Genomic DNA, 23,988 nt, shown 5'->3' on the forward strand with positions numbered 1-23,988 from the left:
CCGGATCCATCCGCCGGGCGGAAGGGGCGGGCGCACCACGCGCCCGCCCCTTTCCGCTGCCCGCCCCTCCTCGCTGCCCGCCGGCGAAAAACCGGCTGCGGGCGGCACCCGCCCATCCCTAGGCACCCGGTCGAGGCGCCGACAGGAGCGCCCGTCGGGCCGCGCGCCGGGGCGCTGGGCCGGCCGCTGGTCCGGGACCAGGACCAGGAGACCGCGATCCGCTCGCCGCACGGCGGCCCGAAGATCACCTGGGGCGGCCCGCCGCTGATGCCGAGGACAGGCGGGGACCGGGTGCGTTTCGACCTCGCTCCCCCCGCCGGCGGCGACCGGCAGGCGGAGGTCGACCGCCTGATCTCGCTCGGGGCGACGCTCATCGGCGAGGACGAGGACGAGTACGAGGGCGATGACGACGACGAGGCCGGCCGGCTGCTGATGGCCGGCCCCGACGGCTACGAGTTCACCGTGTCGACGCCCCGCTGGCGCCTGCCGTCCGGGGCTCCGGCGCGTCGCGCGTTCAGGGTCAGGGTCAGGCGAGGTCGAGGGTGGGGTGGTAGATGTCCATCCACAGGGCCAGGTCCAGGGTCCGCTCCAGGCCGCGGCGGGACGCCTGGGTGACCTGGGGGCTGGCGATCGCCACCGCCCGCTTCAGCCAGTCGCGGCTGACGATGTCGAAGACCGGGTGGGCGGGCGTGGTCAGCAGGTCCTGGAGGCTGCGCTGGAGGGCCACCGCGTAGGCCGGGTCCTGCGTCGACGGGTAGGGGCTCTTGACCCGGTCGTAGACCGACCGCGGCAGCACGTCGGCCGTGGCTTCGCGCAGCAGGCTCTTCTCCCGGCCGTCGAAGGACTTCAGCGCCCAGGGCGCGTTGTAGACGTACTCCACCAGCCGGTGGTCGCAGAAGGGCACGCGCACCTCCAGGCCGACCGCCATGCTGGCCCGGTCCTTGCGGTCGAGCAGGACGCGGACGAACCGGGTCAGGTGCAGATAGCTGATCGTGCGCATGCGGAATTCGAAGTCGTCCTCCCCGTCGAGGCGTTGGACTCCCGCGACGGCCTCCGCGTAACCGGTGCGCGTGTAGCCGTCCAGGTCGAGCAGTTTGCCGACCGGCTCGGTGAGGATGCTCTCGTCCTCGCCGAAGTGCTCCGCGAAGTGCACCAGCCACGGGAAGGTGCGGCCCTTGCGGGCCTCGGGGTCGAAGAACTGCTTGTAGCCGCCGAAGACCTCGTCGGCCGACTCCCCCGACAGGGCCACCGTGGAGTGCTCGCGGATCGCCTTGAACAGCAAGTACAGCGAGGCGTCCATGTCGCCGAAGCCCGCGGGCAGGTCCCTGGCGCGGATCACCCGGGCGCGCACCTCGGGGTCGGCGAGCTGCTCGGAGTCGAGCACGATGTCCTGGTGGTCGGTGCCGGAGGCGCGGGCGACGTCGTGGACGTAGGGGGTGTCCGGGGTGGCGCGGAGGTCGTCGGCGACGAAGTTCTCGGTGCGGCCGACGAAGTCCACGGCGAAGCTGCGCACCCGCTCGCCGGTCCCGGCCAGGCGCCGGGCGGCCAGCGCGGTCATGGCGGAGGAGTCCAGGCCGCCGGAGAGCAGCGTGCACAGCGGGACGTCGGCGATCAGCTGCCGGTGGACGATGTCGTCCATCAGCTCGCGGACGCGCGCGATGGTGGCCTGCCGGTCGTCGGTGTGCGGCCTGGTCTCCAGCGACCAGTAGGTGTGGGTGCGGATGCCGCCGCGCTCGACGGTGACCACGGTGCCCGGCTCGACCTCGCGCATCCCCTCCCAGACCGCGTGCCCGGGGGTCTTGACGAAGGCGAAGAGCTCGCGCAGCCCGTCGGCGGTCACGGTCCGGCCGGCGAGGGTGTGGGCGAGGATCGCCTTGGGCTCGGAGCCGAACAGCACCCCGTCGGCGGTCGGGTGGTAGTAGAACGGCTTGATGCCCATCCGGTCGCGGATCATCACGAGCCGCTGCTCGCGGTCGTCCCAGATCGCGAAGGCGTACATGCCGTTGAGCCGCTCGGCGACCGCCGCGCCCCATTCGAGGTATCCGCGCAGCACCACCTCGGTGTCGGAGCCGGTGCTGAAGCGGTGGCCGCGCGCGGCCAGTTCGCCGCGGAGCTCGGTGAAGTTGTACGCCTCACCCGAATAGACCATGGCGACGGGTCCGCGCGGTGTGTCGACGCTCATCGGCTGTCGGCCGCCGGGCAGGTCGATGACGGCGAGCCTGCGGTGGCCGAGCGCGGCCGGCCCGCTGATCCAGGTGCCGCGGTCGTCGGGGCCGCGGCAGGACATCGTCTCGGTCATCGCGTCGACGGCGGCCTGCTCCGTCCGCAGGTCGCGCTGGTAGGAGATCCATCCGGCGATTCCGCACATGCGTCTTCCTCCCGGTTCGCTCGATGCCGCCGGGAAGGCGTCCGCACAGCCCGCGGTCGCGCCGGACGCCTCGGCGGTGTCTTGCAACATGCCGGTGACACAGATTCGTGTGTATCGGACATCTAAATGCGATCGTCATGCGCGGAAGCGCCGTCGTCAACGGATGCCGCCGCTCAGGTAGTTGCTGTGGGCAACTTTGAGTCAGTGCTTATGCGACCTGCGACAACGGCCGTCACGGCCGAGCGGCGCCTACGCTCCGCTCACCGTCAGCCCAGAGCTTCGAGCGCCGCGCCGGGAGCCGCGACGCGGTACTCATCAGTGCAGGTCGACCGCTTGGACGTATACGATCCCATCCCTCGCCGAACCCCCGGACGGCCCCGCGCCGCCGCGCCGCGGTCCTCCTACCGCCGGCCCCGAACGTCCGAAAACCACCTCGCACGCGGGGCCGGTCATTTGCCCGCCCTTTACCCCCGCTTACCCCCGCTCGGAAATCTGCGCGGGCAGCACCGCGCCCGCGCCCGTTCCGCCCAGCACACGGGCGAGGAGCCCGGCGGGGTCGGGCTCGGCCTGGAGCGCCACCAGGAGCAGCAGCCACAGCTGGCGCAGGTGCTCCTCGATGCGGCGGCGCCCGTCCAGCGCGTCCGAGACGGTGTGCATGCCGAAGAAGGCGCAGACGATGCCGTGCGCCGCCGTCCCGGTCACCACGCCGGCGGCGAGCGCGCCTTCCGCGCGCGCCTCCTCCAGCAGCCCGGTCACCGCCCCGATCCAGCCCACGAAGGGCGTCGGGAGGTCCGCGTCGATGGCCTTGCGCTCCATCCACAGCCGCGCGCCGGCCCGCACGACGACATCGTCGCGGTACGCCCGGGCGACGGTGAAGCTCAGCGCCACCAGTCTTTCCAGCGCGGGCACCTCCGCGGCCTGGTGGCGGCTGATCATCTCGGGCCAGTTCGCGAAATGCTCCTCGACAATGGCCAGCGCCAGCTTCTCCTTGCTGGCGTAGTGGAAATAGATCGACCCGCTGGTACGTCCCGACCGCGCGCTGATGTCGCTGATGCTGGTGCCCGCGTAGCCCCGCTCGTCGAACAGCTGTGCCGCTGCCTCCAGCAGAAAACGCCGCGTCGTCTTCGCCCGTACCTGCACAATTACTCCATGTATTTAAACCGTAACGTACAGTGTGCAAATGTAGTACCTGCGGGCGGGCCGGACGACATGCGGCCACGCGTGCTGTGGGTTCTTCTGGGTACATGAGCGCGTCAGCCGGCGGCATCCCCCAGCGCAGCCGGCCGTTGAGCTGGTCGCGCACGGTCGCCCGCGAGATGGTGCACCGCACCTCGCCGGCCGAGGTACTGCTCACCGACATGAGGCGACGCGCCGGCGGGGGCTTCGAGGCGGCGGCGTCCTGGCCCAGGTCGCACGCCACATTCCCGCGCGACGGCGGGAGCCTGCACAGCCCGCTGATACTCGCGGAGACCCTGCGCCAGCTCGGTATCTACATCCCGCTGCGCTACTTCGGCGCCCCGGCGACGGCGCGCATGATCATCACCGACCTGTTCTTCGAGATCGACCCGGACGAGGAGCCGGAGGCGTGCTCCGGTGCCACCGACATCACCTGCACGGTGGAAGAGCCCCGGGTGCGCCGTGACGCGCGCGGCGCCGTCGCCGGACTGCGGATGACGGTGGACTTCCTCGCGGGCGGCACCGTCTTCGCCCGCGCCGGAGGCGGCATGCGGGTGCTGGACGAGCGGCGGTACGCCGAGGTGCGCGGCGCGGCCGGCGCCCTGTGGCCGCCGGTCGCGGTGGCCGGGATGGCCCGCCCGACGGCGTCGGAGCTGGCGGTGCCCAGCCGGCACGACGTACTGATCGGCCACCACGCGGGGGCGGTCGTCCTGGGCCCGGCCGATCCCCGTCACCCGTATTTCTTCGACCATCCGAGTGACCATGTGCCGGGCATGGTGCTGCTCGAAGCCGTACGCCAGGCCACGGTGGTGGCGAGCCAGGGCACCCTTCTGCGACCGCACACCGGGCGGATGACAGCGGCCCGTTTCACCGAGTTCGCCCCGCTCGCCCACGTGGTCTGCGTGCCGCACCACAGGACCTGCGTGTTCGGCGTCGTGCAGGGCGGAGCACGGACGGCCTTCGGCGTTCTGGGGTACCGGTGAGGACTTTTTACTCCACGTGGTTGCTTGACTCCCATCCGTGACGATGCATAACGTACTGATCGTTACGTTTCCCGGTGATTGTCGGAAATGGCCATCGCGCCATGCCACCGGTCCGCACCCTCCTGGCGCTGCATCACGCTGCCCTCCCATGTCCTGAGCCATGGGACCGCCAGCACAAGCGCCTCCAGGTATTCCCGAAGGGACTACTGCGAATGACCTCCCACCGCATCCTCAGCTGGACTCCCGCCGCCATCGTCTTCGACTGCGACGGCACCCTCATGGACACCGAACGCCATTGGGAGGTCGCACGTGAACTCACGATCAACGACTTCGGCGTCGGCACAGCACCCGACTTCGCCCAGCGCACCAAAGGCCTGCACTACACCGAGTGCGGCCGCCTCATGGCCGAGGAGGCCGGGCGCCCGGAGCTGGGCGGACAGCTGACCGAGCGGCTGCTCAGCCGCTTCCGCGCCCTGGTCGCCGAATCACCCAAGACGATGCCGGGCGCCCAGGAACTGGTCGCCAACGCCGCGAAGTTCGCCCCCCTGGCCGTCGCCAGCAACTGCCCGCTGGAGGTCGTGGAGGAGTGCCTGACCACCGCCAACCTGCGGCACTTCTTCGACCACGTCGTGGTGCCCGACAGCACCGCGCGCCCCAAGCCGGACCCGGACCTCTACCTCGCCGCGGCCCGCTACTGCGGCGCCGCGCCCGCGGACACCCTGGCCGTCGAGGACTCGTACTGCGGCGTCCAGTCCGCGACCCGCGCGGGCCTGCGGGTGCTGGGCGTCGGCCCCTGGCCGGGTGAGGAGATCGCGGACATGGTCGACCTGTGGGTGGCCACCCTCGACGAACCGCGGATCTTCGAGTGGGCGAGCGAACGCGTGGCCCGGCACCTGCACGAGTGAGCCGTCCGGCGCCGGTGCTGCCGCCGCGCGGGCGGCGGCACCGGCGCCGGGTGCCGGACGACCGATGAGTTCCAGGCCCCGCCCCGGTCTGCACAGGGAAGAACCACGCACGGCACGCACAGGAGGCGAACATGTTCGGTTCGACAAAGGCGTTCAGCGGCTTCTCGGTGAACGACCTCGGCGCGGCCAAGGACTTCTACGGCGGGACGCTGGGGCTCAAGGTCTCCGAGGAGCACGGCCTGCTGACGCTGCACATCGCGGGTGACCGGAACGTCCTGGTCTACCCCAAGGCCGACCACGTGCCGGCCACGTACACGATCCTCAACTTCCCGGTCGCCGACATCGAGGCGGCGGTCGACGAACTGAGCGCGAAGGGCGTGCGTTTCCAGCGCTACGAGCAGCTCACGACGGACGGCAAGGGCATCTTCCGCGGCGGCGGCCCGCTGATCGCCTGGTTCACCGACCCCGCGGGCAACGTGCTGTCCGTTCTCCAGGACCCCGCCTAGCGCACGCCGTGCCCGCCCTCGTCCCGGACAGCGGGTCCGGCGCGGACAGCGGGTCCGGCGCGGACAGCGGGTCCGGCGGACGCGAAGGGCGGGCGCGTGATGCGCCCGCCCCTTCGGCTTGCCGTCCGTGCGAGGCCGGCCACGTGCGGACGCGGCGGTGCCGGCCACGTGCGTACGTGCCGGTACCGGCTAGTCCTCGGCGGGACCTTCCGCGGGACCGTCGCCATCGGCTTCGCTGTCCGCGTCCTTGGCCAGGCCCAGGGTCTCCACGACCCACTTGTCGAACTCGATCGACGCGCGCACCCAGCTCACCGTGCTGGACACGAAGTGCTCCAGGCCGACGCCGAGGCCGATCAGCAGCTGGGCCTCGCCGATCAGCCGGACGCTGCCGTCGTCGTGCGTGTGGGTGTACATCTTCGGCCACAGGGTGCGACGGTTCCAGTCGTCGATCACCTCGTGCAGCTGCGGCTTGTCGTCGACCGAGTACGGACGGTCGTAGAAGGTCCTGACGGCGAAGACCTGCTGGTCCCCCTCGCCCCGGAACATGAAGTAGGTGCGGAAGTCCTCCCACGGAGCGGCGAGGTCGCCCTCCTCGTCCACGAGGTACTTCAGCTCCATCTGGTCAAGCAGCTGCTTGACCAGGTCCTGGTCCGGAATGACCACACTGCCGTTGGATCCGGTCGGGTCGGGGTCCGGCTGGCCCCCGAAACTGGGAATCGAGGACGGGTCGATGCTCACCGTGAAGTCCCTTCGTGACGTCTCCCTTCCATCCTCCCTCATCCGCCCCCGGTCGTCACAACCCCGGGCGGTACGCATCCGGCGCACCGCCCGGTCGCGGGGTCATTTGCTGAGGTCGGGACCGCTCGCCGCACCCACGATCAGCCCGTCGGCGGCGCGGTCCACCCGCACCGTCTGCCCGTCGGCGACCTCGCCCGCCAGCAGGGCGCGGGCCAGCGGGTCGCCGATGGCGGTCTGCACCAGGCGGCGCAGCGGCCGGGCGCCGTAGGCCGGGTCGTTGCCCTCGTCGGCGAGCCAGTCCAGGGCCTCGTCGGTGATGTCGAGGGCGAGCCTGCGGTCCCGCAGCCTGGCGGCGAGCCGGTCGGTCTGCAGCCGGGCGATCCTGCGCAGCTCGTCCTTGGCCAGCGCGGAGAAGACCACGATGTCGTCCAGCCGGTTGAGGAACTCCGGCTTGAAGGCGGCGCGGACCGTGCTCAGCACGTGCTCGCGCTTCTGCTCGTCGCTCAGCGCCGGGTCCACCAGATACTGGCTGCCGAGGTTCGAGGTCAGGATGAGGATGGTGTTGCGGAAGTCGACCGTACGGCCCTGGCCGTCGGTGAGCCGCCCGTCGTCCAGCACCTGGAGCAGCACGTCGAAGACCTCGGGGTGCGCCTTCTCGACCTCGTCCAGCAGGATCACGCTGTACGGGCGGCGGCGCACCGCCTCGGTGAGCTGGCCGCCCTCCTCGTACCCCACGTAGCCGGGAGGCGCGCCGACCAGCCGGGCCACCGAGTGCTTCTCGCCGTATTCGCTCATGTCGATACGGACCATGGCCCGCTCGTCGTCGAAGAGGAAGTCGGCCAGCGCCTTGGCCAGCTCGGTCTTGCCGACACCGGTCGGGCCCAGGAAGAGGAAGGAGCCGGTCGGGCGGTCGGGGTCGGCGATACCGGAGCGGGAGCGGCGTACGGCGTCGGAGACCGCGCGGACCGCCTCGGTCTGGCCGATCAGCCGGCGGCCCAGCTCCTCCTCCATCCGCAGCAGCTTCTGCGTCTCGCCCTCCAGCAGCCGGCCGGCCGGGATGCCGGTCCAGGCGGCGACGACGTCGGCGATGTCGTCCGGGCCGACCTGCTCCTTGACCATCGTCTCCTGGCCCGCGGCCTCCTGCTCCTCGCGGGTGGCCTCCGCCAGCTCGGCCTCCAGCTTGGGCTTCTCGGCGTAGAGCAGCTTGGAGGCGGTCTCGAAGTCGCCGTCGCGCTGGGCGCGGTCGATCCGGGTCCCGATGTCGTCGAGCCGCTCCTTCAGCTCACCGACCCGGTTCAGGCCCTGCTTCTCCTTCTCCCAGCGGGCGGTCAGGCCGCGCAGCTCCTCCTCGCGGTCGGCGAGGTCCTTGCGCAGCTTGACCAGGCGCTGCACGGCGCGGGGGTCGGTGTCGTTCTTGACCGCCATCTCCTCCATGCGCAGCCGGTCGACCGAGCGCTGCAGCTCGTCGATCTCGACCGGCGAGGAGTCGATCTCCATCCGCAGCCGGGACGCCGACTCGTCCACCAGGTCGATGGCCTTGTCGGGCAGGAAGCGCGAGGTGATGTAGCGGTCGGACAGCGTCGCCGCGGCGACCAGCGCGGAGTCGGCGATCTGCACCTTGTGGTGGGCCTCGTAGCGGCCCTTGAGGCCGCGCAGGATCGCCACCGTGTCCTCGACGGTCGGCTCGGCGACCAGCACCTGCTGGAAGCGGCGCTCCAGGGCCGGGTCCTTCTCGATCCGCTCGCGGTACTCGTCCAGCGTGGTCGCGCCGACCATCCGCAGTTCACCGCGGGCCAGCATCGGCTTGAGCATGTTCCCCGCGTCCATGGCCGAGTCACCGCCGGCGCCCGCGCCGACCACGGTGTGCAGCTCGTCGATGAAGGTGATGACGCGGCCGTCGCTGTCCTTGATCTCGGCGAGCACCGACTTGAGCCGTTCCTCGAACTCGCCGCGGTATTTGGCGCCGGCGACCATCGCGCCGAGGTCGAGCGAGACCAGCCGCTTGTCGCGCAGCGACTCGGGCACGTCGCCCTTGACGATGCGCTGGGCCAGGCCCTCGACGACCGCGGTCTTGCCGACGCCGGGCTCGCCGATGAGCACCGGGTTGTTCTTGGTGCGCCGGGAGAGCACCTGGACGACCCGGCGGATCTCCTGGTCGCGGCCGATCACCGGGTCGAGCCTGCCCTCGCGGGCCGCCGCGGTGAAGTCGGTGCCGTACTTCTCCAGCGCCTTGTACGTGCCCTCGGGATCCTGGCTGGTCACGCGCTGCCCCCCACGGGCGGTCTCGAAGGCGGTCAGCAGCTCCTTGCCGCCGGCCCCCTGACGGGTGAGCAGGTCACCGGCCGGGCCGCCCTTGACGGCGATCCCGATCAGCAGGTGCTCGGTGGAAAGGTACGCGTCCCCCAGCTCCTTGGCCCGCTCGGCGGCGTCCGCGATCACCGCGAGCAGGTCGCGGTTGGCCTGCGGCGGCGCCACGGTGGAGCCCTGCACCTTCGGCAGCCCCTCGACCAGCCGGCCGGCTTGCGCCGTGACGGCCGCCGGGTCGGCGCCGACCGCGGTGAGCAGGTCGAGCACGTTCTCGTTGTCCGTGCCGCTCAGCAGTGCGAGCAGCAGATGCGCGGGCGTCAGGTCCGGGTTGCCCTCGGAGACCGCCCGGGTGTTGGCGGCGTTGAGCGCTTCCCGGCTCTTGTTGGTCAGCTCGGCGTCCACGGGGTCGGCTCCTCCTCGGGTGCTCGTCCGTCCATTGTGCTGGCCGCGCCAGGCGGTAGGCAGCACGTACATGGCTTGTTGCGTAAAGGAACATGAACGATATTGAGTCTATTCCACTCAACTTCACTTCGGCACTCCGACACAGCCGGTGTGTGCCGCAGTTCTCCGGGCCGCTTTCGCTCCGCCCACCTGGCTGCTGACGCCGGTGCCGCGCTGGCGCGCCGTCGCCGCTGAGCTACCGTCAGGCCATGGCACGACGCGATCCGCGCGCCCCCGAGGCGGGCTACCTCGGCTTCTGGCGCGAACACCATCTGTGCACCCTGACCACGCCCCGCCCGGACGGGTCCCCGCACGTGGTGCCGGTCGGCGTCACCTACGACCCGGAGGCGGGGCTGGCCCGGGTGATCGCCAATACGTCGAGCGCCAAGGTCGCGCACGTACGCGCCGCCGGACCCGGTGGGGCGCGGGTCGCGGTCTGCCAGGTCGACCGCCGCCGCTGGGCGACCCTCGAAGGCCTCGCCACCGTCTCGCAGGACCCGGCCCGCGTCGCCGACGCCGTGGCCCGCTACACCGAGCGCTACGGCCGTACTCCCGGGCCCAACCCGCACCGCGTCGTCATCGAGATCGCCCTGACCAGAGCCATGGGCAACGCCTGACGCGGTCCCCCGGCCGCCGCGGAAGGCCGGGGCCGGGATCGGGGTCCGCAGCCCGGTCCCCGCGTCCTCCGCGTCGGGGCGGAACGTGCGGCGGGCGGGGCGGACGGCCCCGCCCGCCGTCGCACAAAAGCTAGTCGCGCTTGGGGCGCCACACCACCAGCGCGCTGGTGTGCTGCACATCCTGATACGGCACCAGGTCCCGCCGGTAGGACGCGTGCACCGCCGCCTCCCGCTGCTGGATGACGGCGGCGGCGCCCTCCACCGCGGCGCTCAGCTCCGCCACCCTCGCCTGGAGCGCGGCGACCTGGTTCTCCAGTTCGATGATCCGCTTGATACCGGCGAGGTTGATGCCGTCGTCCTGGGAGAGCCGCTGCACCTCGCGCAGCTGCTCGATGTCGCGGGCCGAATAGCGGCGGCCCCGCCCGGCCGTGCGGTCGGGCGACACCAGGCCGAGGCGGTCGTACTGCCGCAGGGTCTGCGGGTGCAGGCCCGACAGCTCGGCCGCCACCGAGATGACGTAGACCGGGGACTCCTCGGTCAGCTGGTACGGATTGCGGCCACGGGGGCCTCCGGGGCCGCGCGGCCCCGGCGCCGTACCGTCCATCCGGCCGTCGATGTTCATCCGTTCACGCTCCCTTTGCCGCCTTGAACAGCTCGGCCCGCGGGTCGACGTCCGCAGTCGCCTCCCGGTAGGCCTCCAGTGCGTCCAGCGCCTTGCCCTCGGTCTTCTCGGGCACCGCCACCTCGACGGTGACGAGCAGATCGCCGCGCGAACCGTCCTTGCGCACCGCGCCCTTGCCACGGGCGCGCAATGTACGCCCGTTCGGGGTGCCGGGCGGGAGCTTGAGGGTGACCGGCGGGCCGCCGAGCGTCGGCACCTTGACGTCGCCGCCCAGCGCCGCCTCCACGAAGCTGACCGGCACGGTCACCGTGAGGTTGGCGTCCTTGCGGCCGAAGATCGAGTGCCGCCCGACGTGCACGACGACGTAGAGGTCGCCCGCGGGGCCGCCGCGCTCACCGGGAGCGCCCTTGCCGCGCAGCCTGATCCGCTGCCCGTCGGTGACCCCGGCGGGAATGCGGACCTGCATGGTGCGCGAGCTCTTCGCCCGCCCGCTGCCGTGGCAGACGTCGCAGGGTGTCTCCGCGATCAGGCCGCGGCCCTTGCAGTCCACGCACGGGTCGGTGAGCGAGAAGCCGCCACCGCCGCCGCGGGAGACCTGCCCGGTGCCGACACAGGTCGGGCACACCCGCGGTGTGCCGTTCTTGTCGCCGGTGCCGGAGCACGCCTTGCAGGGCGCCTGCGAGGACATCCGCAGCGGCACCGTGGCGCCGTCCACGGCCTCGGTGAAGCTCAGCGTGACCTCGGACTCGATGTCCTGGCCGCGCCTGGGCTGCACCCTGGCGCCGCCGCCGCGGTTGAACAGGCCGCCGAAGACGTCGCCGAGACCGCCGCCGAAGCCGCCGCCCTGGCCGCCGGTCGTGGTGGTGCCGCCGGGCCCGCCCTGGGCGCCGCCGAAGAGGTCGCCCAGGTCGAAGTTGAACCCGCCGGTGCCGCCGGCGCCCGGGCCGGGACGGAAGCCGCCGTTGCCGAACAGCGCGCGGCCCTCGTCGTACTCCTTGCGCCGCTTGGCGTCGGAGAGCACGTCGTTGGCCTCGGAGATCTCCTTGAAGCGCTCCTCGGCCTTGGCGTCGCCCTTGTTGGCGTCCGGGTGGAACTCGCGCGCGAGCTTCCGGTACGCCTTCTTGATCTCGGCCTCGGTGGCGTCCTTGGGGACGCCGAGGACCTTGTACAGGTCCTTTTCCAGCAGGTCCCTACTGATGCTCATCCCCGGCGTCCCTCCTCTCCGCTCCGTTCACACCGTCAGCCCTGGTCCGGGCCACCGGTCTCCTCGTCGTCCGCCGTGTCCGCTGCCGTGTCCTGGTCCTCCGCGTCGTCGCCCTTGCCGGCACCCGGCTGGGGCTCCGCGACCGCGACCCGGGCGGGCCGCAGATTGCGCTCACCCAGGCGGTACCCGGGCTGGAGGATCTGCACGCATGTGGTCTGCGTGACATCCGGCGAATAACTGTGCATCAGGGCCTCGTGCACCAGCGGGTCGAAGGCCTCGCCCTCCTTGCCGAACTGCTGCAGCCCCAGCTTCGCCGCCACCGTCTCCAGCGACTCGGCGACCGACTTGAAGCCGCCCACCAGCTCGCCGTGCTCCCGCGCCCGGCCGATGTCGTCCAGCACCGGGAGCAGTTCGGTGAGCAGATTGGCCACCGCGATCTCCTTGACGGCGATCCGGTCCCGCTCCACCCTGCGGCGGTAGTTCTGGTACTCGGCCTGGAGCCGCTGAAGGTCCGCGGTGCGCTCGCTGAGCGCGGTGCGCACCTGGTCCAGCTGCGCCCGCAGCGCCGTCAGCTCCTTGGCGTCCCCGCCGCCGGCCCCCGGGGCCGCCTCATCGGCGGCCCCGGCGTCCTTGCCGGCGTCCGGCTGCTTGTCGCTGGCCTCGGAAGGGACGTCGGGCTCCGGCTCGAAGCCCTTCGGCTCCTCCGTCACGCTGCACCATCCCGCTTGTTGTTCTCGTCGTCGACGATCTCGGCGTCCACGACGTCGTCGTCGGCCGCGCCCGCCTGGTCGCCGGCGTCGCCCGGGCCGGCCTGGGCACCCGCGGCACCGTCTGCCTGCGTGTTGGCGTACAGCGCCTGGCCGAGCTTCTGGCTGGTGGCCGCGACCTTCTCGGTGGCATCGCGGATCGCCGCGGTGTTCTCGGAGTCGGTCGACTCGTTCTTGAGCTTCTCCTTGAGGTCCGCGATCGCGGTCTCGACCTCGGACTTCACGTCCTCGGGGAGCTTGTCCTTGTTGTCCGCGATGAACTTCTCGGTCTGGTAGGCCAGCTGCTCGCCCTGGTTGCGGATCTCGGCGGCCTCGCGGCGCTTGTGGTCCTCGTCCGCGTACTGCTCGGCCTCCTGGCGCATCCGGTCGACCTCGTCCTTGGGCAGCGAGGAGCCGCCGGTGACGGTCATCCGCTGCTCCTTGCCGGTGCCGAGGTCCTTGGCGCCGACGTGCATGATGCCGTTCGCGTCGATGTCGAAGGTGACCTCGATCTGCGGCATCCCGCGCGGGGCCGGCGGCAGACCGGTCAGCTCGAACATCCCGAGCTTCTTGTTGTACGCGGCGATCTCGCGCTCGCCCTGGTAGACCTGGATCTGCACCGACGGCTGGTTGTCCTCGGCCGTGGTGAAGATCTCCGAGCGCTTGGTCGGAATGGTCGTGTTGCGCTCGATCAGCTTGGTCATGATGCCGCCCTTGGTCTCAATACCGAGGGACAGCGGGGTGACGTCGAGCAGCAGGACGTCCTTGACCTCGCCCTTGAGCACCCCGGCCTGCAGGGACGCGCCGATGGCGACGACCTCGTCCGGGTTGACGCCCTTGTTGGCGTCCTTGCCGCCGGTCAGCTCGCGCACCAGCTCGGCCACGGCCGGCATACGGGTGGAGCCGCCGACCAGGACCACGTGGTCGATCTCGGACAGCTGGATGCCGGCGTCCTTGATCACGTTGTGGAACGGCGTCTTGCAGCGCTCCAGCAGGTCGCTGGTGAGCTGCTGGAACTGCGCGCGGGTCAGCTTCTCGTCCAGGTGCAGCGGACCCTCGGCGGACGCGGTGATGTACGGCAGGTTGATCGAGGTCTCGGTGGACGAGGACAGCTCGATCTTCGCCTTCTCCGCCGCCTCGCGGAGCCGCTGGAGCGCCATCTTGTCGCGGCCCAGGTCCACGCCGTGGCCGGACTGGAACTGCTTGACCAGGTAGTCCACCACCCGCTGGTCCCAGTCGTCGCCGCCGAGGTGGTTGTCGCCGTTGGTGGCCTTGACCTCGACGACGCCGTCACCGATCTCCAGCAGGGACACGTCGAAGGTGCCGCCGCCGAGGTCGAAGACCAGGATCGTCTGGTCGTCCTTGTCGAGCCCGTAGGCCAGCGCCGCCGCGGTCGGCTCGTTCACGATCCGCAGCACGTTCAGACCGGCGATCTCGCCGGCCTCCTTGGTCGCCTGGCGCTCGGAGTCGTTGAAGTACGCCGGGACGGTGATCACCGCGTCGGTGACCTTCTCGCCCAGGTACGACTCCGCGTCCCGCTTGAGCTTCTGCAGGATGAAGGCGCTCATCTGCTGCGGGTTGAAGTCCTTGCCGTCCAGGTTGATCTTCCAGTCGGTGCCCATGTGGCGCTTGACCGACCGGACGGTCCTGTCGACGTTGGTGACGGCCTGGCGCTTGGCCACCTCGCCGACCAGCACCTCGCCGTTCTTTGCGAAGGCGACGACGGACGGCGTGGTCCTGGCGCCCTCTGCGTTGGTGATGACGGTGGGCTCGCCGCCTTCGAGAACGCTGACGACGGAATTAGTCGTGCCCAGGTCGATGCCGACCGCACGTGCCATGGTGAATCCTCCTGCTGACTTGAGTGGAACTGACTCAAGAGTGCCTGAGCGGTTTCCTCCTGTCAACAGAGGTGAGTCGGGTCGGCTCAACTTAGCGGCGCGCGTTCGGCGCACCCAGCGTGCGGGGCCGGTTACGGCTCCGCGTCCGGCACCAGCGGGCGGTCCGCCCGCAGCGCCGCGAACAGGCGGTCGGCGGCCGGCCGGCGCAGGACGCCGGCGGCGCCCGGGGCCGTCGGGAGGGTGACCAGGGTCACCCGGTCGGCGGGCAGCCGGCGCAAGGCGCCGGCCAGCCCGTACAGCGCGGGGAGCGAGCTGAGCCCTGGGTCGGCGGTGATCGCCGAGGTCGCGGTGTCCAGCAGCCCGAAGAGGCGCGCGGGGTGCGCCAGTGAGCCGCCGCCGCTCCTGGCGGCGCCCGCCAGCGCCCGGAGCAGATCGCGGTGCGGGTCCTGCGGGCGGAGGTCCTGGGCCTGGCTCTTGCGCGGGTCCCGGGTGCCGCCGCCGACCGCGGCGGCGATCCGGTCGAAGCGGGGCACGTCCACCACCAGGTGGTGGTCCACCCGCACCCCCGAGACCCGCTCGAACGCCCGGATGGAGCAGGCCGCACCGCCGCCGCGGAAGGCGGCGGCGAAGGGCTCGTACGCGGCCGGGAGCGCACCGCCGCCGGGTCGGCGGCAGTTGGGGACACCGACCCGCAGATCGCCCGGCACACCGACCGCGGCGGCCCGCGTACGGTCGGCCGACAGGTGCAGCAGGACGGCGGCGTTCGCACCCGCGCCCGTCGCACCCGGCCGCAGTGCCGTCGCCGCGCCGCCGTCCGCGCCCAGCACCAGGATGTTCCGCGCCTGCGGCACCAGGGAGGGCGGGCGCTGGGCGGCGTATTCGGCGAGCACCTTCTCCGCGGCGCTGTCGGTCGTGATGTTCGCGCTGAATCTGCGGTACGAGGCGACGCAGAGCCCGGCGGCCAGCACCAGCAGGAGGCCGGCGCCGATCGCCGTCCAGCGCAGCACCGCCCGCATGCCGTTCTCCTCCCGTGGCTCACTCTCGGACCGCGCCTTCCGCGGGCGTCTTCCATATGTGTCACGGTTGCCCGGGTTTCAATCGGTTCGGCGCGGCGTAGGTGACGCCTGTGCGGCGCGCGACACAGATCACCAGTGGTGCGGCTTTATGGCCTCCCCGATCCCGGGTAATCTCAGCCAGGACCGGATTAAGTTACCGCTTAGTAGACTCAGTCACCGTTCACCGTGCGCAGGCCTGAGGAGCCCCCATGCAACTCGCCGCGATCATCGTGTCGCTGGTCCTCACCGCGGTCGGCGTCGCGCTCTTCGGCCTCGCCATCGCGCAGATCTACCGGTTCATCCGGCTGGGCGGGCCCGTGCCGGCCGGCAGCCGTACGGACGAGCCGAAGGCCCGTACGACGACCCTGCTGCGGGAGTTCGTCGGCCACACCCGGATGAACAAGTGGGGCGTCATCGGCGTCGCCCACTGGTTCGTCGCGGTCGGCTTCCTGACCCTCGGCCTGACGATCCTCAACGCCTACGGCCAGCTCTTCAAGGCCGACTGGCTCCTGCCGTGGATCGGCGACTGGCTGCCGTACGAGCTGTACACCGAGTTCATCGCGACCCTCACCACGCTCGGCATCCTCACGCTGATCGTGATCCGGCTGCTGAATCTGCCCTCCCGGGCCGGCCGCAAGTCCCGCTTCGCCGGCTCGACGGCCTGGCAGGCGTATTTCGTGGAGTACGTCGTCCTGGTCATCGGCCTGGCGATCATGACGCTGCGCGGCCTGGAGGGCGCCCTGCACGGCGTCGGCCACTACGAGGCCGCGTACTTCGCCTCGTACCCGCTCGTGGCCGCCTTCCGCGGCCTGAGCACGGACACGCTGCAGAACGTCGTCTACGCCACCGCCATGGTCAAGCTGAGCGTCACCATGATCTGGGCGATCGTGCTGGGCCTGAACACCGACATGGGCGTCGCCTGGCACCGCTTCCTGGCCTTCTTCAACATCTGGTTCAAGCGCAACGCCCGCGGCCCCGTGGCGCTCGGCGCGCTCCAGCCGATGACCAGCAACGGCGCGCCGATCGACTTCGAGGACCCCGGTGAGGACGACGTCTTCGGCGTCTCCCAGGTCGAGCAGTTCTCCTGGAAGGGCATCCTCGACTTCTCCACCTGCACCGAGTGCGGCCGCTGCCAGTCGCAGTGCCCGGCCTGGAACACCGGCAAGCCCCTGTCCCCCAAGCTGCTCATCATGTCGCTGCGCGACCACGCCCACGCCAAGGCGCCCTATCTGCTGGCCGGCGGCGGCAAGAACACGGAGGGCGAGGAGCAGGCGACGCCCGAGCAGCTGGCCGGCGTCCCCGCCGCGGCCCTTGCCGAGGCCGAGCGCCCGCTGATCGGCACCGCCGAGGAGAACGGCGTCATCGACCCCGACGTCCTGTGGTCCTGCACCACCTGCGGCGCCTGCGTCGAGCAGTGCCCGGTCGACATCGAGCACATCGACCACATCATCGACATGCGCCGCTACCAGGTGATGATCGAGTCGTCCTTCCCGTCCGAGGCGGGCACGATGCTCAAGAACCTGGAGAAGAAGGGCAACCCCTGGGGCCTGCCCAAGAAGCAGCGCCTGGCCTGGGTCAAGGAGGTCGACTTCGAGGTCCCCGTCGTCGGCGAGGACATCGAGGACCTGACCGAGGTCGAGTATCTGTACTGGGTCGGCTGCGCGGGCTCGCTGGAGGACCGGGCGAAGAAGACCACCAAGGCCTTCGCGGAACTCCTGCACATTGCCGGCGTCAACTTCGCCATCATGGGCGGCGAGGAGAACTGCACCGGAGATTCACCCCGTCGCCTGGGCAACGAATTCCTCTTCCAGCAGCTCGGCATGGAGAACGTCGCCATGCTCAACATGGCCTTCGGCGAGGACGACGAGGACGCCTCGACGAAGAAGCCCAGGGCTGCGAAGAAGATCGTCGCCACCTGCCCGCACTGCTTCAACACCATCGCCAACGAATATCCGCAGCTCGGCGGCGAGTACGAGGTCATCCACCACACGCAGCTGCTGCAGACCCTGGTGGACGAGGGCCGGCTGGTCCCGGTCACCCCGGTCGAGGGCCTGATCACCTACCACGACCCCTGCTACCTGGGCCGGCACAACAAGGTCTACACGCCGCCGCGCGAGATCATCGCCAAGGTGCCGGGCCTGCGCAGCGAGGAAATGCACCGTCACAAGGAGCGCGGCTTCTGCTGCGGCGCGGGCGGCGCCCGGATGTGGATGGAGGAGCGGATCGGCAAGCGCATCAACAACGAGCGGGTCGACGAGGCCCTGTCCCTCGACCCGGACATCGTCTCCACCGCCTGCCCGTTCTGCCTGGTGATGCTCACCGACTCCGTCAACGGCAAGAAGAACGACGGCACGGCGAAGGAGTCGGTGCAGGTGGTGGACGTGGCGCAGCTGCTGCTGGACTCGGTGCGCACGCCGGCCGTACCGGTCGCCGCCGATTCGGCCTCCGGTACGAGCGCCGCGGCAGGCTGACGCGGCGGTCCCGGGGCGCCGCCCGACGTGTCACAGGTTGGCAGCAAAGCGGCGTCCCGAACCGGCTCCCCGGCGCTTGGGCGGCGGGAAGCGGGTACGTTCGAAGACGTGGCTGGATTCGAGAACCGACGAGGACAGGACCCGCACGTACCGGGCGGCTATCCCCCCGAGCACGACCAGTACGCGCCGTCGGGCGAGCCCGGGCAGTACGCCCGGTACGCGCCGCCCGGTGACCCGGGGCAGTACGGCCAGCCACCCGCGTACGACGACGCCCCCGGCCACACGCGGGCGTTCACCATGGGTGAGCCGGCGCAGCTCGCCGACCCGTACGCGCACGGCGGCGACAATGTGGCGACGTATCGCGCCGGCCAGGCCGCGGCCCCGCCGGCCGGCCCGCGGCTGCACTGGAAGCAGCTGCTCAGCGGGATCCTGCTGCGCCCCGGCCGCACTTTCTGGCAGATGCGCGACCACACGGTGTGGCGCCCCGCGCTGACCGTGACCTTCGTCTACGGCCTGCTCGCCGTCTTCGGCTTCGACGCGGCCCGCAAGGACATCCTCGACGCCACCTTGTCCGCGAGCGTCCCCTGGGTGATCACCACGGCCATCGCCGTCACCTTGTGCGGCCTCACCCTCGGCGCGGTCACCAACACGCTGGCCCGCCAGCTCGGCGGCGACGGCGCCTGGGCGCCGACCATCGGCCTCAGCCTGCTGATCACGTCCCTGACCGACGCTCCGCGGCTCTTGTTCGCCCTCTTCCTCGGCGGCGGCAACAGCTTCGTCCAACTGCTGGGCTGGCTGACCTGGCTGGCGTGCGCGGCCCTGATGACGTCGATGGTGAGCAAGTCCCACGACCTGCCGTGGCACAAGGCGCTGGGGGCGTCGTCGCTCCAGCTGGTCGCGCTGCTGATGCTGTTCAAGCTGCCGCTGATCTGAGCGGGTTCCGGCTGGCGCCGGTCGGGTCAGCGGCGCCGATCACGCCGGTCACGCCGGTCACGCCGATCACGCCGATCACGCCGATCACGCCAGGAACGTACAAGACGCGGCTGGCGCGCGGCCCGCAGAGTTGCCGCATGACCACAGTTTTCGATACGAAGATCGCCGTGCTGCTGCGGGAGGACCTGGAGCCGTGGCAGCGGCTCAATGTGACGGCGTTCGTGGTGAGCGGCCTGGGCACGCAGCTGCCCGAAGTCGTCGGGGAGCCGTACGAGGACGCCGACGGGACGCCGTATCTGCCGATGTTCCGCCAGCCGGTGCTGGTCTTCGAGGGTGCCAAGGACGTGCTGACGGCCGCGCACACCCGGGCGCTGACCCGTGTGCTGCCCAGCGCGGTCTTCACCGCCGACCTGTTCGCCACCGGGAATGACGCGGACAACCGCGCCGCCGTACGCGCCGTCCCGACGGCCGGCCTGGACCTGGTGGGCCTGGCGGTCTACGGCCCGCGCAACGCCGTCGACAAGACCCTCAAGGGCGCCCGTATGCACCCCTGACGGGCCCTCGGGTCACACCTGGGTGCGGTGGAAGTTCAGATACGACCTGGAGGCGGTCGGCCCGCGCTGCCCCTGGTAGCGCGAGCCGTACTGCTGCGAGCCGTAGGGGAATTCCGCCGGGGACGTGAGCCGGAACAGGCACAGCTGCCCGATCTTCATCCCCGGCCACAGCTTGATGGGCAGGTTGGCGACATTCGACAGCTCCAGCGTCACGTGCCCGGAGAAGCCCGGGTCGATGAACCCGGCCGTCGAATGCGTGAGCAGCCCGAGCCGCCCGAGGCTCGACTTCCCCTCCAACCGCGACGCCACATCGTCGGGCAGCGTGATGACCTCGTAGGTCGAGGCCAGCACGAATTCCCCCGGATGCAGAACGAAGGCGTCGCCCCCCTCAGGCTCCACCATCCGCGTCAGGTCCGGCTGTTCGACCGCCGGGTCGATATGCGGATACCGGTGGTTCTCGAACACCCGGAAGAACCGGTCCAGGCGCACGTCGATGCTCGACGGCTGCACCATCGAAGGCTCGAACGGGTCGACGCGTACGCGCCCGTTGTCGATTTCGGTCCGGATGTCCTTGTCTGAGAGAAGCACGGAACGAGACTAACCCCTGCCGCCGCCCCTGCCGGGCCCCTCCCCGACCGGCACGGCATGCCGCAGCCGCGCACACTTGGGACACCTCACCAACCGCCCCGGCCCCAACCGCTGCGCCCCCAACTGCTGCAACGGAAACGACCCGGTACTGAACACATGCCCATCCGCACAACGAACGACAGTGCGCTCCATGAAGCCCTCTCCCCAACTCCGCGTGGCCGACAAACCCACACATTAGGGGATCCCCCACCTTCCCCCCGCCCAGCCACACCGCCCCCCGAACCTACCCCTCCCCCGCCCCACCCCCCACATACGGTAGAGTGTCCCCGAAGCACCCTCCGGGGGGCTTTCCAGCGGATGTAGTTTAATGGTAGAACATGAGCTTCCCAAGCTCAGAGCGCGGGTTCGATTCCCGTCATCCGCTCCATTGCATAGCCCCAGGTCATGGACTTGGGGCTTGTTTGTTGTCTGGACCAATTCGAGGGTCGCGTGCCATTGGCGTGCCACTACGGTGAGAATTCCGCATGCGAATTCCCCCGGTTGACCGTGACTGACCGGTGAACACCGAGGCATTCTCGAATCGCGAGACGCCTTTTCGGTGACGTGCGTCACACAATTTCACGAAGAGTGCCCCTGTTGGTCCCCCTATGCTCCCTCAAAGCGGCACTGAAGTCCCGTACGAGGATGGCCTGAACGCTTTCTGATGCCGAGCACGGCAGGGCGTGCCATAGCCGTGCCATACGGGGGTTGAGCTCTCACTCCTCCGCCGCTGGCTCGGCGTTGGCGTCGCTGTCGTCGTCCGCCGCGTAGACGTGGACGAAGCGCCCCTCGTTGAAGGGCTTGAACCAGTCGTTGATGCCCATGGGAGCGATTCCCATGTGGGCGAAAGCGGGGTCCTCGTCGATTCCGTCGGCGGACGGGTCGTAGAGCCATTCGTGGTCCATGTCCTCGTAGACGCCATCGGCGAAGAATTCGAGGGCTTGGCGTACCTCGTCGTCGAGGAGCCCGTACAGATCGGCAGTCACCTCGGCTTGGATGAGGAGGAGGCGCATGAGTAGCTCCTCGGCAACGCAGCTCAGCTGCCCGAAGTGCGGCTGCGTGAGGCGGGCCGTCATGCAGACGGCCGTGGTGACCAGTCGGCGGACGAAGAGCACGTCGTACTTGAGAACGTATCGTTCGGGCAGACTGTCGAGGACCATGAACACCTCGTCGCTCTCGGCGACGTTGGGTCCGCCGTTCGCCAACCGGCCCAGATCGGCGAACAGCTCGTCCACGAGAAGGTGAATGCCGTAGACGAGTGCGCCGGCCGCGATCTCAGCCGCTTCCTGGGTGACGAGCGGCCCGTATCCCTCCTCGTCCTCGTCTTCCTTGTCCTCGGTGTAGCCGAAGGAGTCGAGGGAGAAGGCATGCAGCTGAGTGCCCATGGCGCGAAGCTTGCTGCGCATCGCCTCCACTTCCGCCTCGTCGAGCTTCCCCGACACCGGCCCGGCTGGTGCTTCGAGATGCCGACGTGCCCGCTCGGCGAGGTCGGAGGGCGGTGCGTCCGGCCCGTCGGCTGCGTCGAGGCCTTGCTGTGCAATGCCTTCATGCAGCTCGACCTCGCAGCGGGCGATAGTCCAGTCCGCGAGCAATTCGGTGCGTTCAAGGATGTCCGTCATCACCGCGTGTACGGCTTCCTCAGCGAACTCCAACGCGGGCGCGTCCACGAACACCTTGACGATCGCGCCACCGGGGTGGACCGCGATCACGCGATCAAGGACATCGACCTCCAGGTCGTCCGGCCCCTCGATCGCGTCGAGCTGGTCCAGGTGCTTGCCCAACAGGTTGATCACGCCCTCGCGCTGCAGCGCGTCCAATTCGGGGGCGCCTTCGGGGACCTCCGCGTCCACCGTCACCACATACGTCATGCGGCCGATCGTGCCGGACGGCGAATACGCACTGCTCGGTTCACGCCAACACGGCGACCGCGGCAGGAGAACCTGCTACGGCCGCCGTGCGGCACACACCGCTCACGCGTGCCGGGCATCGCCTCCGGACTGCTTGCCGCCAGCGCGTCGGTCACGGACATGAGCGTCGATGTCCGCGGCAAGCCGCCGCTGATGCTCCAATGTGGAGTGCTGGTAGATCAGCTGGGCCTTCTGGGAGGAGTGCCCGGCACGGACCATGAGGTCCTTGAGTTTGGCGCCGGTGTCGGCTGCGAGCGTGTTGCCGGTGTGCCGAAGGTCGTAGAACCGGAAGGTCGGCGGCAGCCCGACCGTCGCGCGTGCCCGGCGCCACCTCCGTCCGAACGTGGAGCGCCGGAACGGCGCCCCCCTCTCCCCGACAAACAGCAGCCCGTCCGGCTCCTTCGCCGCGAACCAGTCCAGGTGCCGCCGCACATCCACCGCCAGGAAGCCCGGCAGCACGACGACGCGCTTTCCTGCCTGCGACTTCGGGTCACCGGTGACCCGACGGCCCGTGGTCAGCTCGGGTGAGGCGCGGCTGATCCGCAGCACCACGACCCCGTCGTCCACGGTGACGTCCGGCCGCCGCAACTCGGCCTGCTCTTCCGGACGCAGGCTGGCGAAGGCAGCGAGGTAGACCATCAGCCGCCAGCGCGGGCCGACCGCATCGGCGAGGGCGTCGACCTGCTCGATGGTGGCGATGGGCCGCTCGTCGGCCTCCTCCTTCCCCGCGCCCTTGATGCGGCACGGGTTGCGGCGGATCAACTCGTCGTCCGCCGCCGTCTGGAGGATCGCCTTGAGCAGCCGGTACGTCTTGGCGACCGTCGTCGCCGCCCCGGTCGTCTCCAGCCGCTCGGCCCGCCAGGTCCGCACCCGGGGCGGGGTGATCTCGTCGAGGTCCCACTGGCGGAAGCCGGGCAGGACGTGGAGCCGCAGCAGACGCCGGTACAGCTCCTCGGTGGTCGGCGCCAGCCCCCGCTCGGCGACCCAGCGCAGCGCGTATTCCTGGAAGTTGACGGCGCCCGCGTCGGGGTCGCTCCAGTCCCCGCGCGTCAGGTCGGCCTCGATCTGGGTGAGCCACACCTCGGCGTCGGTTTTCGTGTCGAACGTCTCCGGTGCCCGCCGCTCCAGGCCGTCCGGCGCACGGTAGCGGGCCTGGAAGCGGCCGGACGGCAGCTTGCGGATGGCGCCGAAGCGCCGCCGGGTCGGCTTGGGCATCAGGCGGCCCTCCCGTACGACGAGCGCGCACGGACGCGGGTGTGGCGACGCGTGACGGGCTGGACCGTGTTGGCCTCGACATAGGCCTCCAGAACGGCTTCCGACAAGCGGACATGGCGGCCGACCTTGACGAAGGCGATCCGGCGCTCGGATATGAGGCGGCGGACGAAGCGCTCACCGGTGCCGAGGCGCTCTGCGGCCTCGGCGACGTTCAGCAGGCGTTCAGGCATGGGCGACCACCTCGGTGGCGGCGGCCAGGGCGGGGAGGTCGTGCGGGGATGGAGCGGTTGGGCGCAACACAGGGCTCCTTCTCCGGTCGGCGCGGGGTGGCAGCCCCAGTGATGCCGGCCGGTGGTTCAGGGATGGGCGTAAGCCGTGGAGGGATTTCGGAGGGACGTCATGTTGTACCTCGTGAAATGCCGTTTGGGAAACGGCATTTTCGGGTGTACAACGCGGCTGCGTAAATGCGGGAGCAGGTCGCAGCCCGGACGGTAGCACCGAATCCCGGATGAACCCTGAACCAACCCAGAACGGACAACCCCGGACTCCTCGGTAGGGCGTTGACCTGGCCGGACCTCTGGTTTGGACGATCCGTGATCTACGGCTACGGTGCCGACCCATACGCCGCAAGGATTTCCCCGCTGGCTTCTCTCGGAAAGCAGGGCTATGTATGGACTGTTCGAAGGGGGTGTGGTTTAACTGTCGTTCCCACCGTCCATAACAAGAAAGGCCCCCGGCGCTGAGAACGCCGGAGGCCGAAGCAGAAACCCCGTCC

General features: G+C 70.3%; 22 protein-coding genes and 1 tRNA gene. 9 read left to right on the plus strand and 14 right to left on the minus strand.

Annotated features, from left to right (window positions below):
• Positions 1-174 precede the first annotated feature (174 nt).
• Complete coding sequence (locus OHA86_RS17060) at positions 175-615, plus strand: VOC family protein (protein WP_443071995.1); 441 nt, start codon at positions 175-177, stop codon at positions 613-615.
• Here OHA86_RS17060 and asnB read toward each other — a convergent pair.
• Together asnB and OHA86_RS17070 are read right to left on the minus strand one after the other, a co-directional pair.
• Complete coding sequence (gene asnB / locus OHA86_RS17065; protein ID WP_329176352.1) at positions 527-2,368, minus strand: asparagine synthase (glutamine-hydrolyzing); 1,842 nt, start codon at positions 2,366-2,368, stop codon at positions 527-529. The two genes, OHA86_RS17060 and asnB, sit on opposite strands and share 89 nt — an antisense overlap.
• A 474-nt stretch (positions 2,369-2,842) precedes the next feature.
• On the minus strand, positions 2,843-3,508 hold the full coding sequence (locus tag OHA86_RS17070) for a ScbR family autoregulator-binding transcription factor (RefSeq protein ID WP_329176354.1): 666 nt from the start codon (positions 3,506-3,508) through the stop codon (positions 2,843-2,845).
• Between the two features lie 104 nt (positions 3,509-3,612).
• On the opposite strand from OHA86_RS17070, the gene OHA86_RS17075 reads away from it, so the two are divergent.
• The 3 genes from OHA86_RS17075 to OHA86_RS17085 all read left to right on the plus strand — a co-directional run bounded on the left by OHA86_RS17075 (position 3,613) and on the right by OHA86_RS17085 (position 5,938).
• Complete coding sequence (locus OHA86_RS17075; RefSeq protein ID WP_329176356.1) at positions 3,613-4,527, plus strand: ScbA/BarX family gamma-butyrolactone biosynthesis protein; 915 nt, start codon at positions 3,613-3,615, stop codon at positions 4,525-4,527.
• A 212-nt stretch (positions 4,528-4,739) separates the two neighbouring features.
• Entirely contained in the window at positions 4,740-5,432 is a 693-nt protein-coding gene (locus tag OHA86_RS17080) for an HAD family hydrolase (RefSeq protein WP_329176358.1), read from the plus strand.
• 131 nt (positions 5,433-5,563) lie between these two features.
• The gene (locus OHA86_RS17085) at positions 5,564-5,938 is read left to right on the plus strand and encodes a VOC family protein (RefSeq protein WP_329176360.1); all 375 of its coding nucleotides are present in this window, start codon (positions 5,564-5,566) and stop codon (positions 5,936-5,938) included.
• A gap of 189 nt (positions 5,939-6,127) precedes the next feature.
• Here OHA86_RS17085 and OHA86_RS17090 read toward each other — a convergent pair whose 3' ends face one another.
• Complete coding sequence (locus OHA86_RS17090) at positions 6,128-6,676, minus strand: YbjN domain-containing protein (protein WP_329176362.1); 549 nt, start codon at positions 6,674-6,676, stop codon at positions 6,128-6,130.
• Positions 6,677-6,778: 102 nt separating this feature from the next.
• Complete coding sequence (gene clpB, locus OHA86_RS17095; protein ID WP_329176364.1) at positions 6,779-9,385, minus strand: ATP-dependent chaperone ClpB; 2,607 nt, start codon at positions 9,383-9,385, stop codon at positions 6,779-6,781.
• Between the two features lie 248 nt (positions 9,386-9,633).
• On the opposite strand from clpB, the gene OHA86_RS17100 reads away from it, so the two are divergent.
• Positions 9,634-10,041: a pyridoxamine 5'-phosphate oxidase family protein gene (locus tag OHA86_RS17100; RefSeq protein ID WP_329176366.1), complete on the plus strand. Its 408-nt coding sequence runs from the start codon at positions 9,634-9,636 to the stop codon at positions 10,039-10,041.
• Positions 10,042-10,171: 130 nt separating this feature from the next.
• Here the strand turns inward: OHA86_RS17100 and OHA86_RS17105 are convergent, their stop codons facing one another.
• The 5 genes from OHA86_RS17105 to OHA86_RS17125 form a co-directional block, all read right to left on the minus strand.
• The gene (locus tag OHA86_RS17105; protein WP_443071757.1) at positions 10,172-10,663 is read right to left on the minus strand and encodes a heat shock protein transcriptional repressor HspR; all 492 of its coding nucleotides are present in this window, start codon (positions 10,661-10,663) and stop codon (positions 10,172-10,174) included.
• Between the two features lie 4 nt (positions 10,664-10,667).
• Positions 10,668-11,867 (minus strand): molecular chaperone DnaJ, encoded by a 1,200-nt coding sequence (dnaJ, locus tag OHA86_RS17110; protein ID WP_329176367.1) that lies wholly within the window; start codon positions 11,865-11,867, stop codon positions 10,668-10,670.
• A gap of 35 nt (positions 11,868-11,902) precedes the next feature.
• Positions 11,903-12,577 carry a nucleotide exchange factor GrpE gene (gene grpE / locus OHA86_RS17115; RefSeq protein ID WP_329176369.1) on the minus strand — a complete coding sequence of 225 codons (675 nt, stop codon included), beginning with the start codon at positions 12,575-12,577 and terminating at the stop codon, positions 11,903-11,905.
• Complete coding sequence (gene dnaK, locus OHA86_RS17120; protein WP_329176371.1) at positions 12,574-14,451, minus strand: molecular chaperone DnaK; 1,878 nt, start codon at positions 14,449-14,451, stop codon at positions 12,574-12,576. The genes grpE and dnaK overlap by 4 nt, the downstream gene beginning before the upstream one ends.
• 131 nt (positions 14,452-14,582) lie before the next feature.
• The gene (locus OHA86_RS17125) at positions 14,583-15,467 is read right to left on the minus strand and encodes an LCP family glycopolymer transferase (RefSeq protein ID WP_329176372.1); all 885 of its coding nucleotides are present in this window, start codon (positions 15,465-15,467) and stop codon (positions 14,583-14,585) included.
• Positions 15,468-15,715: 248 nt separating this feature from the next.
• Here OHA86_RS17125 and OHA86_RS17130 point away from each other — a divergent pair, with 248 nt between their 5' ends.
• The 3 genes from OHA86_RS17130 to OHA86_RS17140 all read left to right on the plus strand — a co-directional run bounded on the left by OHA86_RS17130 (position 15,716) and on the right by OHA86_RS17140 (position 19,464).
• Positions 15,716-17,977: a (Fe-S)-binding protein gene (locus tag OHA86_RS17130; RefSeq protein WP_329176373.1), complete on the plus strand. Its 2,262-nt coding sequence runs from the start codon at positions 15,716-15,718 to the stop codon at positions 17,975-17,977.
• 108 nt (positions 17,978-18,085) lie between these two features.
• Positions 18,086-18,910, plus strand: a complete 825-nt coding sequence (locus OHA86_RS17135; RefSeq protein ID WP_329176375.1) for a Yip1 family protein — start codon at positions 18,086-18,088, stop codon at positions 18,908-18,910.
• Between the two features lie 137 nt (positions 18,911-19,047).
• A complete protein-coding gene (locus OHA86_RS17140) occupies positions 19,048-19,464 on the plus strand; it encodes a DUF2000 domain-containing protein (protein WP_329176377.1) in 417 nt (138 codons plus the stop codon).
• Positions 19,465-19,476: 12 nt separating this feature from the next.
• Here OHA86_RS17140 and dcd read toward each other — a convergent pair whose 3' ends face one another.
• Together dcd and OHA86_RS17150 are read right to left on the minus strand one after the other, a co-directional pair.
• The gene (gene dcd, locus OHA86_RS17145; protein ID WP_329176379.1) at positions 19,477-20,052 is read right to left on the minus strand and encodes a dCTP deaminase; all 576 of its coding nucleotides are present in this window, start codon (positions 20,050-20,052) and stop codon (positions 19,477-19,479) included.
• Between the two features lie 9 nt (positions 20,053-20,061).
• Entirely contained in the window at positions 20,062-20,244 is a 183-nt protein-coding gene (locus OHA86_RS17150; protein ID WP_329176380.1) for a hypothetical protein, read from the minus strand.
• A 161-nt stretch (positions 20,245-20,405) separates the two neighbouring features.
• Between OHA86_RS17150 and OHA86_RS17155 the strand changes: the two genes are divergently transcribed.
• A tRNA-Gly gene (locus OHA86_RS17155) sits at positions 20,406-20,479 on the plus strand.
• A gap of 328 nt (positions 20,480-20,807) precedes the next feature.
• On the opposite strand, the gene OHA86_RS17160 is transcribed toward OHA86_RS17155, so the two are convergent.
• The 3 genes from OHA86_RS17160 to OHA86_RS17170 all read right to left on the minus strand — a co-directional run bounded on the left by OHA86_RS17160 (position 20,808) and on the right by OHA86_RS17170 (position 23,443).
• Positions 20,808-21,959: a hypothetical protein gene (locus tag OHA86_RS17160; protein WP_329176382.1), complete on the minus strand. Its 1,152-nt coding sequence runs from the start codon at positions 21,957-21,959 to the stop codon at positions 20,808-20,810.
• A 102-nt stretch (positions 21,960-22,061) separates the two neighbouring features.
• On the minus strand, positions 22,062-23,213 hold the full coding sequence (locus tag OHA86_RS17165) for a tyrosine-type recombinase/integrase (RefSeq protein ID WP_329176384.1): 1,152 nt from the start codon (positions 23,211-23,213) through the stop codon (positions 22,062-22,064).
• A complete protein-coding gene (locus OHA86_RS17170; protein WP_329176386.1) occupies positions 23,213-23,443 on the minus strand; it encodes an excisionase family DNA-binding protein in 231 nt (76 codons plus the stop codon). Before OHA86_RS17170 ends, OHA86_RS17165 begins: the two co-directional genes overlap by 1 nt.
• Positions 23,444-23,988 lie beyond the last annotated feature (545 nt).

It is taken from the genome of Streptomyces sp. NBC_01477 (assembly GCF_036227245.1).
Classification (GTDB): domain Bacteria; phylum Actinomycetota; class Actinomycetes; order Streptomycetales; family Streptomycetaceae; genus Actinacidiphila.

What these genes read in the sequence shown, in the direction of transcription:
- asnB (WP_329176352.1), bottom strand. Translation starts at nt 2,368, where the DNA reads ATGTGCGGAATCGCCGGATGGATCTCCTACCAGCGCGACCTGCGGACG.
- OHA86_RS17075 (WP_329176356.1), top strand. Translation starts at nt 3,613, where the DNA reads ATGAGCGCGTCAGCCGGCGGCATCCCCCAGCGCAGCCGGCCGTTGAGC.
- OHA86_RS17080 (WP_329176358.1), top strand. Translation starts at nt 4,740, where the DNA reads ATGACCTCCCACCGCATCCTCAGCTGGACTCCCGCCGCCATCGTCTTC.
- OHA86_RS17085 (WP_329176360.1), top strand. Translation starts at nt 5,564, where the DNA reads ATGTTCGGTTCGACAAAGGCGTTCAGCGGCTTCTCGGTGAACGACCTC.
- OHA86_RS17100 (WP_329176366.1), top strand. Translation starts at nt 9,634, where the DNA reads ATGGCACGACGCGATCCGCGCGCCCCCGAGGCGGGCTACCTCGGCTTC.
- OHA86_RS17105 (WP_443071757.1), bottom strand. Translation starts at nt 10,663, where the DNA reads ATGAACATCGACGGCCGGATGGACGGTACGGCGCCGGGGCCGCGCGGC.
- dnaJ (WP_329176367.1), bottom strand. Translation starts at nt 11,867, where the DNA reads ATGAGCATCAGTAGGGACCTGCTGGAAAAGGACCTGTACAAGGTCCTC.
- dnaK (WP_329176371.1), bottom strand. Translation starts at nt 14,451, where the DNA reads ATGGCACGTGCGGTCGGCATCGACCTGGGCACGACTAATTCCGTCGTC.
- OHA86_RS17125 (WP_329176372.1), bottom strand. Translation starts at nt 15,467, where the DNA reads ATGCGGGCGGTGCTGCGCTGGACGGCGATCGGCGCCGGCCTCCTGCTG.
- OHA86_RS17130 (WP_329176373.1), top strand. Translation starts at nt 15,716, where the DNA reads ATGCAACTCGCCGCGATCATCGTGTCGCTGGTCCTCACCGCGGTCGGC.
- OHA86_RS17140 (WP_329176377.1), top strand. Translation starts at nt 19,048, where the DNA reads ATGACCACAGTTTTCGATACGAAGATCGCCGTGCTGCTGCGGGAGGAC.
- OHA86_RS17150 (WP_329176380.1), bottom strand. Translation starts at nt 20,244, where the DNA reads ATGGAGCGCACTGTCGTTCGTTGTGCGGATGGGCATGTGTTCAGTACC.
- OHA86_RS17160 (WP_329176382.1), bottom strand. Translation starts at nt 21,959, where the DNA reads ATGACGTATGTGGTGACGGTGGACGCGGAGGTCCCCGAAGGCGCCCCC.
- OHA86_RS17165 (WP_329176384.1), bottom strand. Translation starts at nt 23,213, where the DNA reads ATGCCCAAGCCGACCCGGCGGCGCTTCGGCGCCATCCGCAAGCTGCCG.
- OHA86_RS17170 (WP_329176386.1), bottom strand. Translation starts at nt 23,443, where the DNA reads ATGCCTGAACGCCTGCTGAACGTCGCCGAGGCCGCAGAGCGCCTCGGC.